The organism is Kitasatospora sp. NPDC057198, assembly GCF_042670125.1.
Lineage (GTDB): Bacteria > Actinomycetota > Actinomycetes > Streptomycetales > Streptomycetaceae > Kitasatospora.
In genome coordinates this window covers 1-1,489 of record NZ_JBHUWH010000849.1, presented here as the reverse complement: position 1 = coordinate 1,489, position 1,489 = coordinate 1, and the positions used below count along the sequence as shown (strand labels likewise).

1 protein-coding gene is annotated in these 1,489 nt (G+C 69.6%); it reads right to left on the bottom strand.

From position 1 onward, the window contains the following. Window positions 1-141: 141 nt before the first annotated feature. Window positions 142-1,489 (bottom strand): ISL3 family transposase (locus tag ACFUEL_RS39600; protein ID WP_380243057.1); only part of this gene is annotated, 1,348 nt, incomplete at its 5' end.

Sequence of the window (1,489 nt, the reverse complement as noted above, 5' to 3'; positions counted from 1 at the left end):
CACCTCGACCCGTCGTACTTCGGCCCCGACGAGGCCATCGCCTGGTCCTTGCTCGCCGATGAGCTGCATGGTCACGAGTGTGACGCCCTCCCCTCACCAGTGACGTTTCCGATTCGCGACCTGCGCGCAGAGACCACGAACTCAGCCGGCGAGTAGGACTCGTTTCCGCAGCAGTGCGAACCCCGCTCGTCCGTACATCTGTCGCTTCAGCATCTTGATCCGGTTGACGTGGCCCTCGACGACGCCCGAGCTCCAGGGCAGGGTCAGTCCGGCGGTGACGGCGGCAAGGTCTCGTTCCAGGCCGTTGACGAAGGTGTGGAGGCTCGGTAGGTCGTCGGCGCGGACCGCTTGAATCCATTGCGGGAGCTGGTCGCCTTGGAGTTCGGTGATCATCCTCCCGAACGCGCGGACGTGACCGGTGAGCGCGTCCAATTCAGGGCAGTGTGCGAGCACTGACTTCAGCTTGAGCCGGTCGTTCTCCGGCAGGGTGTCGGGGTGGGTCAGGATCCACCCGGCCACGGTCCGCGGTGACGGCGGTCGGGCTGCCGGTGCGGTCGGTGCGGTGCGGAACGGGCGGATGTAGGCGCGGACGGCTCCATAGCCGCCGCGGTAGCCGTGCGTCTTGATCTCTTCCCAGAGTGTCCAGGCGTTCGTGCAACCCTCGGCCCACCGCTCGTTCAGGTACGGCTTGAAGTCGTCGAGCTTGGTCCTGCGGTTCTGCCACTGCCCCTGAAACAGCTCTTCCGGCCTCGCGGCGTCGGCCAGCCGCTGAACGGTGCGGTAGGTCATTCCGAGCTGGCGCTGGATCGAGCGTCGGCTGTGGCCGGCGGCCAACAGCGCATGGACGGTGGCGTGCTTGGCGCGGGTGCGGTCGGCGAACCGGTGGCCGGTGGGCCATGGCGACCCGGCAACTGTCGGTACCTGGACTTCCGCCGACTCCGGGGCCGCCCCGGCGGTGGTCGCGCGCAGGCACGAGCGGTGGCGGGAGATGCACCGTTCCGCGGCTTCGCCGAGGTTGCGCCAGAGGTGGAAACGGTCGGCGACCTGGACCGCGGTGGGTGCCCCGATGCTGGCGCCCTCTGCGAAGAACGGAGCACGGTCACGGCAGACGACCTCGATCCCTGGGCGTTCGGCCAGCCAGGCGGCGACGGTGGCCGCCTCGCGATTCGGCAGCAGGTCCACCGGGCGACGGGTCTCGACGTCGACCAGGACGGTCCCGTACACACGTCCCTTGCGCATCGCGTACTCGTCGACGCCGACCACCCGCGGGGCCCGCGGCTGAGGCTCCGAAAGCGCGTCGACCAGTCGCAGGACCGTGTTCCGGCTGGCTTTCGCCCCGAAGACGTCGGCCAGCCGGGCACCGGCGCGGCCGGCCACCGCGAGGCCGACCTCGGCCAGCACCGACCGCATTCGTTCGGTCCGCTGACTGTGTCGGCGGGTCAGGCCCGTGACCTGCTCGACGAACGTCCGCCGCTCGCATGAGGCGTCC